This window comes from Tateyamaria sp. (assembly GCF_059783535.1).
Map to the genome: position 1 here is coordinate 2,699 of NZ_JBYNDP010000043.1, position 9,059 is coordinate 11,757.

Here is a 9,059-nt window from a genome sequence, read left to right on the forward strand (position 1 = left end):
GCGGCTTTGGGCGCGATGTAGCTTTCGAACCAATTGCCTGACTGCACGGTGTCAAAAAAATCGCCGCCGCGCAGCACGATGGTCCGCACGCCGCTGTCGCGATAGGCCTCCTCCATACGAATGCGAATGCCGCCTTTGCGCGTGTTCACGACCCATGGCGTGTCCTCGCGTAACACAGGCGGCAACAGGCGTCCGTAGTTGTAGATATTGCCCGGGATCATCACGGTCGCCCCAGTGGCGCGCGTCGCCGCAATCACCGCATCGGTCAGCTTGGGAATGGTCCGCTGCCACTGATCATAGGGCGGGTTCACCGCATTCACGATTACATCCTTTCCCGCGCAAACCTCCTTCAACGCCTGTGCATCTGTTGCATCCACCTCAACGCAATCCGCGCCGCTGAGCCCACGACCAGCCCGTGTCACGGTCCAACCCGCCTCGGCAAAGGCTTGCGCCGCTGCCCGCCCGAACCGGCCCTTTGCGCCCAAAACAATGACTGATGCCATAAATCCATCCTCTCGATTGTGAAGTGAGCTCTATCTAGGCCAAAGAAATTCGAATATGATCCGCGTCAATTCGAAACAACCCATCCAAATATGAATAGATGACCCAACCAGACTGGTCCCAGATCCAATCCTTCGCCGCTGTCGCGGAACACGGCTCTCTCTCGGCCGCCGCCCGGGCGCAGAACAGCAGCCAACCCACGCTCAGCCGCCACATTGCGCAACTGGAAGCGACGCTGGGCACCCGGCTTTTCGACCGCTCAAGTGGCGGCATGGTCCTGACGGATGAGGGCACCGATCTGCTGGCACATGCGACAACAATGGCCGACGCCGCCGCCCGGTTTGGCACAGACCGCGATGGTCATGGCAAAGAAGTTGCTGGCACCGTCCGACTGACAGCCAGCCACGTGGTTGCGAACTTCATCTTGCCCCCGATCCTGTGCGAGCTGCACGCGACCTATCCCGGGATCGAAATCGAAGTGATGGCCTCCGACACAACCGAGAACCTGCTGCGACGTGAGGCGGATATCGCGCTCCGCATGTACCGCCCCACCCAGCCTGACGTGATTGCCAAACACATCGCGGACCTGACGCTTGGCGTATATGCGGCGCCCAGCTACATCGAAAAACACGGCACGCCTGAAACGCTCGACGACCTGATGCACCACAGCATCATTGGCTATGACCGCAGCCAACTGATCATCGACGGCTTTGCCCAGCGCGGGTTCCAGGTTGGCCGCGATTTTTTTGCCTTCCGCAGCGATGACCAGGTGCTGTGCTGGCACATGGTGGTGGCCGGGTACGGTATCGGCTTTGGTCAGCGGCGCGTTGGGGATGCGGATCCACGTGTGATCCGGGTCTCAAAGGATATGGATGTGGGCAGCATGCCGCTTTGGCTCACGGCCCACCCGGACTTGCGGCGCATCCCGCGCGTGCGTCGGGTCTATGACTGGCTGGCCAAACACCTGGCCTGACCACAAAAGAAAAAGGCGGGCCACGTGGGGCCCGCCGTAGTCACCGCGCCTTTCAGGGAGGAAAGTTGGCGCGATATGTCGTGTGCGATTACTTCGCAGCAGCAGCTTTCTTGGCAGCGGCGGTCATGTCACCGGTCGCTTTTTTGACGGCTGCTTGCGCGTCTTCGCTCATGTCCTTGCCTGCGGCCATCATCAGTTCGACGGTGTCCATTTGGACTTTCTTGGCAACCTCGGCGAAAGCAGCCATGTGCTCGGCTGTCACTTCAGCGTAGGACGACGCGAAGTCGGTCATCGCTTTGGCGTAGTCGGCAGGCTCTGCCTTGGCTTTGGACATGTCGCCCAGTTTCGCCAGAGTTTCTTTGGTCCACTTGGAGGAGATTTCGGTGGACTTCTCAGCCGCGTCGATTGCGACGTGGCTCAGTTTTTCGTTCAGCGTGGTCGCTGTCTTGAATGCGTCTTCCATTGCCGCTGTGTCGACAGGGAATGCACCCATCATGTCTTTGAACATTGCGGTCATGTCTTGTGTCTGCTTGGCCATTGTCTTCGATCCTTGTGAGCGCTGCGGGCCCATCCCCACGTTTCTGCGTCTGCGAAAGATATACATGCTGCAGCGCAGCAAATCAACCCTTTTGCTGCACTGCAGCAAAAATAGCTTTCCGTTGCGGAAAGGATGTTAGAAATCAGGGCCTTGCCTTGACGGTCACATAGGATCCGGGGGCATCTTCGAGCACGGGATGGGCAGAATCACCCGGTTTACGTGCATTCACCATCGCCCCACCCTGCTTTTTCAGCCAGGCACCCCAGCGCGGCCACCACGACCCTTCATGGAAGTCGGCAGCCTTCAACCACGCTTCGTGATCAAGGCTCAGATCTTCATTGGTGTAGTGACCGTATTTGTTCTTGCTGGGCGGGTTCACGATCCCGGCGATGTGGCCTGATTGGGTCATGATGAAGGTCTTGTCCTTGGACCCCATCTGCTGCACGCCGCGATAACTGTCTTTCCACGGTGCGATGTGATCCGTCTCGCACGCGATGGCGCAGAGCGGCACGTCGATATCGCCCAGTTCCAGGTGATGCCCCATCAGGTCGAACCCACCCTCTGCCAGCTCATTGCGCTGACACAGACCGCGCAAATACTGCATCGCCATCTTGGCTGGCAGGTTGGCCCCGTCCCCATTCCAATAAAGCAGATCAAAGGCAGGTGGCGTCTCGCCCATCATGTAGCTCTTGATCGCGGGCGTATAAACAAGGTCCGTGGAACGCAGGAAGGTGAATGTCCGCGCCATGATGACCGAGGGCAAAATCCCCTTGTCGGCGCATTCCGCTTCGATGCCGTCAATGAAGTCATCCGTCAGGAACGGTGTGAACTCTCCCTGATCGCTGAAATCCGTCAACGCCGTAAAGAACGTGGCGGACCTGATCGACTTGTCCTTGCGCTGTTTCAGCAGGCTGAGGGTGAGCGACAGCGTAGTGCCCGCGATGCAATAGCCGATGGCGTTGACCTGCTTCTGGCCGGTGATGGCCTTGGCCTCGCGGATGGCGGCCAAATATCCGTCCTCGATGTAATCTTCCATGCCGACCCCGGCATAGGTCGCGTCGGGATTCACCCAGGACACCACAAACAGGGTGTGCCCCTGTTCGACAATCCACTTCACCAGCGAATTCTGCTGTTTGAGGTCAAGGATGTAGAACTTGTTGATCCATGGCGGGAACAGCACAATGGGGGTTCTGTGCACCTTCTCGGTCGTAGGAGTGTACTGGATCAACTCCATCATCCGATTGCGGTAAATGACCTTACCCGGCGTGGTGGCGATATTGCCGCCCAACTCGAACGCTTTGTCATCGGCCAGCTTCACAATCAGTTCGCCGTTATTGGTCTCTAGATCGGAAATCAGGTTCTCAAGCCCGTCAATCAGGCTTTGGCCCTCGGTCGCCACTGCCTTTTCAAGCGCATCCGGGTTGGTCGCCAGGAAATTCGTGGGCGCCATCATGTCCACGATCTGGCGCGAGAAATAGGCGAGGCGCTGCTTTTCCTTCGGCTCAAGGTCCGACACGGCCTCGACCGCCTGCTCAACCGCATCCGCATTTATCAGGTACTGCTGCTTGACGTAGTTGAAGTAAGGATGCGTATCCCACAGCGGGTTGGCAAAGCGGCGATCCTTTGGGCCGGGCTTTGCGGGGGCCTGCAACTTGCCGGAAGCGAGCGCCTGCTGCGCTTCGACAAAATGGGTCACGGATTTCGACCAGAACTGCAACTGGTGCTCCAACACTTTGGCCGGATCACGGAAGGCTTCGTGCCAATAGGCCGTGGCCGCCTTTGTGAACAGCTCCTGATTCGGGCCGTCGAGCGCCGCATTGTGCGTGCTGCGGTGCGTCAAAACCTGGGTGAGTCGTTGCGTCAACTCCTCAACCTTACGGAGATTAGTATTCAATTTATCGAGGTTTTCCCCCGTGACAGCACCACCGGTTGTGTCGTCGGTTGTCATGTTAAGGTCTTCCCCGTAGTGTTCGCATGTGCAGCAATGACGCCAGCGTGTCAGCGCCGCCTATGTATGGTCGCATGTTTCAGGGGGCAAAGCGACAAACCGTCCGACGCGGGACCGTGCGTGCCCGCCCCTAAAGAGTGAAGGAGAGCGCGATGCGCTACATGATCAGCTACGACTTCATGGAAACCATGCGGAATACGAACCAATGGCTGGGCGCCACTGCCCGTGCAATCGGGGCCTACCCCGCTTTTGCCGCCCTGCCCAACCCGGCGCTGCAGATGATGTCTGCCTGGGGCGAGGTCACAGAACGTACCTTCGAACGTATGGTGGCCAAACCCGACTGGGGCATTCGCACCTTCACCTGCGAAGACGGCCGGGACCACCTCGTGAGCATAGACAAAGTGGTCGAGAAGCCTTTCGGCGACCTCATCCACTTCAATGTGTCTGGTCGCAAGACACAGCCCCGCAAGATTCTGCTCGTGGCGCCGATGTCCGGCCACTACGCCACGCTCCTCCGCTCGACCGTCAAATCGCTGCTGGTCAATTGCGAGGTCTACATCACCGACTGGCACAATGCCCGCGACATCCCCGTCAGCGCCGGCAAGTTCGATGTCGAGGATTACACGCTCTACCTCGTGGACTTCATGCGCGAGCTTGGGCCCGACACCCACGTGATCGCCGTCTGCCAGCCTGCGCCGCTGACACTCGCAGCCACAGCCTACCTGGCCGAGGAAGACCCCAAAGCTCAGCCCCGGTCGCTCACCCTCATCGGTGGCCCCATCGACCCCGACGCGACACCGACCGAAGTGACCGACTTCGGCCGCCGGGTCACCATGGGCCAGCTTGAGGAAACGATGATCCAGCGCGTGGGCTTCAAATACCCCGGCGTCGGACGAATGGTCTATCCGGGCCTGCTGCAGCTGGCCTCGTTCATGTCCATGAACGCCGAAAAGCACTCCAAGGCGTTCAGCGACCAGATCGGGCGCGCCGCGCGCGGAGAGTCCAGCGATCACGACAAACACAACCGCTTCTACGACGAATACCTCGCGGTGATGGACATGACGGCCGAGTTCTACCTGTCGACCGTCGACCGCATCTTCAAACGCTGCGAAATCGCCAAGAACATCTTCACCGTGAACGGCAAACAGGTCGACATCGGCAAGATCACAACCGTCGCGGTCAAAACCGTCGAAGGCGCGAATGACGACATCTCGGCCCCCGGCCAATGCGTTGCCGCGCTCGATCTTTGCACGGGCCTGCCGGACGAGAAAAAGGCAAGCCACGTCGAACCCGGCGCGGGCCACTACGGCATCTTCGCGGGCAAAAGTTGGCGCAAAAACATCCGCCCTCTTGTGCTCGAATTCATCGACGCCAATTCGCCCAAGACACCTCCGAAAAAGGCGGCCAACAAAAACAAAGCAGCTTAAGCCATGGCAGGCGCGGATCTTCCCTTCGCCTGTGATTGCGGAAAATTGCGGGGCACACTTCTGGGCGTGTCCCCGACAAACGGCACCCGCGCCGAATGCTTCTGCCACGACTGCCGCGCGGCCGAGCTTTACGCCGGTCAACCCGACCCGGCTCCCGGTGGCGTACAAGTCTATCAAACCGTCCCTGATCGCGTGCGGTTCGATGCAGGCGAAGACCAACTTTCGGTCTTCTCCCTCTCCGAAAAGGGGCTGCTGCAATGGCAGGCCCGTTGCTGCGGCGCCATCCTGTTCAAGACGGTGCGCACCCCCAAGCTGGCCTTTGCCTCGTTCCGCACAGATCGGCTTGAGGATGACAGCCCACTGGGCCCGATCGTGGCGCGGGCATATGTCCGCAAACCCAATGGCAAACGCGGGCACGAAGGTGGTTTGCTTTTCATGTTCAGGTTCGCCAAACGCGTGCTGTGGCGGCGGATCACGGGCCTGTGGAAGCAAACACCGTTTTTCAATGCAGACGGAACGCCTGTCCGGGACATCCACCTGTTGCCCGAAGCGGAACGGGCCAGACTTTATCCGAACCGGGGCTAGCCTTTTCCCGAAACAGTTCATGCGTTTCGCCAGCTCCGCTTGTCGGATAACTGCCTAAAACCGCAATTCGGCTACTGAGCGCGTCATAGGTCAACCGTTTGACGCCGGACTGCCTGACGAAGAGCGCAGCAGCCAGCCACCCAAGTCCCCTGAACAGTCGGAGCAGCCCCCTCTGGCCAGTCAACCAGAACAGGCTCGGCACGCAAAGCTTGTGAACAAGCTTTTACGTCCCGCCTGCACCTGCCCATCGCGGCGCAACCGCCGGATTATTGAGCATAGGACCCATGCTGGACGCTGCTTGCGTTCAGGCATTTTAGGTTCTGCACAAAATGCACGCAGAATTTGGCCGATACCGTCGCGTATTGAGTACAACCAGTTGGAGAAAAAATCGGCCTCCGATACTGTCGCTCTATTGTTCAAAAACTTTCACAGTTTGATGAGAACACAACACCCAAGCATCTTCCTAAAGGGGAATCGAAATGAGCCGCCACTATCGTAACTTTGAATTCGGATCCTGGAGCGATGATGTCCTGACAGGCACTGATGGACGAGACTTCATCTTCGCATTTGGCGGAAACGACACCATCTCATCGGGTGCTGGAAACGACCGCATTTTTGCCGGGTTCGGAAATGATGTCATTAACGGCGGTGCCGGAAACGACCGGATCTTTGGTGGCTTTGGGTTTGATACGGCACAGTATGCCGGGTCGATCGTCGACTATTCGATCAATGTGCGAAGCTGGTGGGGTCCAACCACGGTAACGTCCATCAACCCGAGTGTTGAGGATGCGGGCCGCGACACGCTTTACAGTGTCGAGGCGCTGTATTTTGCAGCAGACGACTATACCCTTTTCCTGAACGGTGAGAACAACGCCGTTCTTGCAGGCGACGACGACGTTGCGACCTCAGAAAACGCGACATTGACCATCACGGCCAACGCGCTTTTGGAGAATGATCGCGAGTTCGACGGGGATATGATCGCGATCACCTCCGTTTCGGCCGTCAGCGCAGCCGGTGCGCAGGTCACGCTCAACGATGGCGAAATCAGCTACGATCCGGGCACAGTCTTCGACTATTTGGGCGCGGGCGAGACCGCCACGGACACGTTCACCTATGTCGTCGATGATGGAAATGGCGGGACGGATACTGCCACCGTCACAGTCACAATCACCGGCGAAAATGATCCGGTCATCGCAGGTGATGACACGGCAACCGTCAGCGAAAGTGGCGTCCTGACCATAACGACGGCCGCGTTGCTGGCCAATGATACGGACGCGGACGGTGATGCGCTTGAAATCACGGCTGTTTCAGAAACCAGTGCCTCTGGCGCCACGGTCAGCCTGGTGGATGGCGAGGTGACATATGATCCGGGTTCGGTCTTTGACAATCTCGGCGCCGGGGAAACCGCAACCGACACATTCACCTATACAGTCACGGATGGCAACGGCAGCACCGTCACCGCGACAGTCACAGTCACCATCGAGGGTGAAGGCGAAGCGCCAAACCTGCTGGCCGTCGACCAGATCTGCTTGATCGAAGGCAACAGCGCGTTTCAAGCCGTCATCAGCGCGGACGATCCCGATGGCGACACACTGACCTTCTCGCTGTCCGGCGACGATGCCGCGTTTTTCACAATCGATGCAGAAACCGGGGCCATCAGCTTTGTCGCGCCGCCGGAAGTGGACAACCCGCTCGATGCGGGCGGCGACAATATCTACGACCTTGAGCTGACAGTGTCGGATGGCACCGAAACCACCACCCGCGCCGTCGCTGTGCAGGTCATTCCCGCCCCCCAAACCGGCGGCGGCGGAACCAGCACCATTGCATTCGACATGGTCGGCAGCGCATCGCTGGGCCTGCTCAATTTCGTCAACTCCGCACCAACCTTCTCCAGCGCCGGCGATGGGTTCGGCTTCTTTCAAGCAGGGTCAGGCTCTGTGCCATTCAGCCTCGTTGATGACAGCGCCGGAAGTTTCCCGGCCGACAGCCTCGGCATCATCGACAGCAGCACCAACACCGATGTGTTTTTCGGTGCCACCGATACGCAAAACAGCGACAATGATGGCGACGTCACGGCCACGTGGTCCTTCGACATTGCTGGCGAAAGCGATCTCAGCCTCAGTGTCGATGCGGGCGCCATGGGCGACTTTGAAAGCACCGACAGCTTTGTCATCACCTACAGCATTGACGGCGGCGCAGACATTGTGCTGTTCGAGTTCGTCGCGGATGAGGATGCCTCGCAGGACTACACTCTGGCCAACGGCAACATCGAAACACTGGATGATCCACTGACCGTGGGCGGAACGGGCGAGGTGTTGTCCAATGTTCTGCAAACGCTCAGCGCCGATCTGGCAGGCACCGGGTCCGTTCTCAACATCACCCTGACGGCCAACACGGACGGCGGATCAGAAGCGTTTGCCATCCAGAACCTTGTGGTCGAAGCGGCGACACCTGCCGGGCCCCAGATCGTCGCATCGACCCTGACGGGCGGTGCGGATGTGAACCTGATTTCCTTCACAAACAACGCGCCAGACTTTTCCAGCGCCGGGGATGGGTTCGGGATCTTCCAGGTGGGCACAAGCGGATCCATACCGTTCAGCCTTGTGGATGACAGTGCCGGAAGCTTCCCAAGCGACAGCCTCGGCATCATCGACAGCAGCACAAACACTGACCCGTTCTTTGGCGCGACAGATACGGTCAACAGCGACACATCCGGCCCGGTGTCCGCCACATGGGCCTTTGACATTTCCGGCTTCAGCGATCTGATGCTGTCGATTGACGCAGGCGCCATGGGCGATTTCGAAAGCTCCGACAGCTTCACCTTCACCTACAACATCGACGGCGGCACCGAGATGTCTCTGTTCGACTTCGTGGCCGACGAGGCCGCGTCACTCGACTACACCCTTGCAGGCGGAAGCGTCGAAACGCTCAGCGACCCTCTGACCCTTGCCGGGTCGGGCGAGGTTCTGTCAAACATATTGCAAACCCTGACCGGATCGATCGAAGGCACCGGGTCCACCCTGAACCTGACCTTCACCGCCGAAACCGATGGCGGGTCCGAGGCGTTTGCCTTCCAAAACCTCGTCA

At 59.0% G+C, this 9,059-nt stretch carries 7 protein-coding genes; 4 read left to right on the forward strand and 3 right to left on the reverse strand.

Annotated features, from left to right (window positions below; all coding sequences use genetic code 11):
* Positions 1-503 (reverse strand): NAD-dependent epimerase/dehydratase family protein (locus AC6RA8_RS10390; protein WP_500352609.1); only part of this gene is annotated, 503 nt, incomplete at its 3' end.
* A 98-nt stretch (positions 504-601) separates the two neighbouring features.
* On the opposite strand from AC6RA8_RS10390, the gene AC6RA8_RS10395 reads away from it, so the two are divergent.
* Positions 602-1,474, forward strand: coding sequence for a LysR family transcriptional regulator (locus AC6RA8_RS10395; RefSeq protein WP_500352611.1), 873 nt, complete (start codon positions 602-604; stop codon positions 1,472-1,474).
* A gap of 88 nt (positions 1,475-1,562) precedes the next feature.
* Here the strand turns inward: AC6RA8_RS10395 and AC6RA8_RS10400 are convergent, their stop codons facing one another.
* The gene (locus tag AC6RA8_RS10400; protein ID WP_500352612.1) at positions 1,563-2,012 is read right to left on the reverse strand and encodes a phasin family protein; all 450 of its coding nucleotides are present in this window, start codon (positions 2,010-2,012) and stop codon (positions 1,563-1,565) included.
* A gap of 142 nt (positions 2,013-2,154) precedes the next feature.
* Complete coding sequence (locus AC6RA8_RS10405; RefSeq protein ID WP_500352614.1) at positions 2,155-3,960, reverse strand: PHA/PHB synthase family protein; 1,806 nt, start codon at positions 3,958-3,960, stop codon at positions 2,155-2,157.
* Positions 3,961-4,112: 152 nt separating this feature from the next.
* On the opposite strand from AC6RA8_RS10405, the gene phaZ reads away from it, so the two are divergent.
* The 3 genes from phaZ to AC6RA8_RS10420 form a co-directional block, all read left to right on the forward strand.
* On the forward strand, positions 4,113-5,387 hold the full coding sequence (phaZ, locus tag AC6RA8_RS10410; protein ID WP_500352616.1) for a polyhydroxyalkanoate depolymerase: 1,275 nt from the start codon (positions 4,113-4,115) through the stop codon (positions 5,385-5,387).
* A 3-nt stretch (positions 5,388-5,390) separates the two neighbouring features.
* Complete coding sequence (locus AC6RA8_RS10415; RefSeq protein ID WP_500352617.1) at positions 5,391-5,972, forward strand: DUF6151 family protein; 582 nt, start codon at positions 5,391-5,393, stop codon at positions 5,970-5,972.
* 479 nt (positions 5,973-6,451) lie between these two features.
* Positions 6,452-9,059, forward strand: a 2,608-nt coding sequence (locus tag AC6RA8_RS10420) for a beta strand repeat-containing protein (RefSeq protein ID WP_500352618.1), incomplete at its 3' end; no start/stop codon positions are given.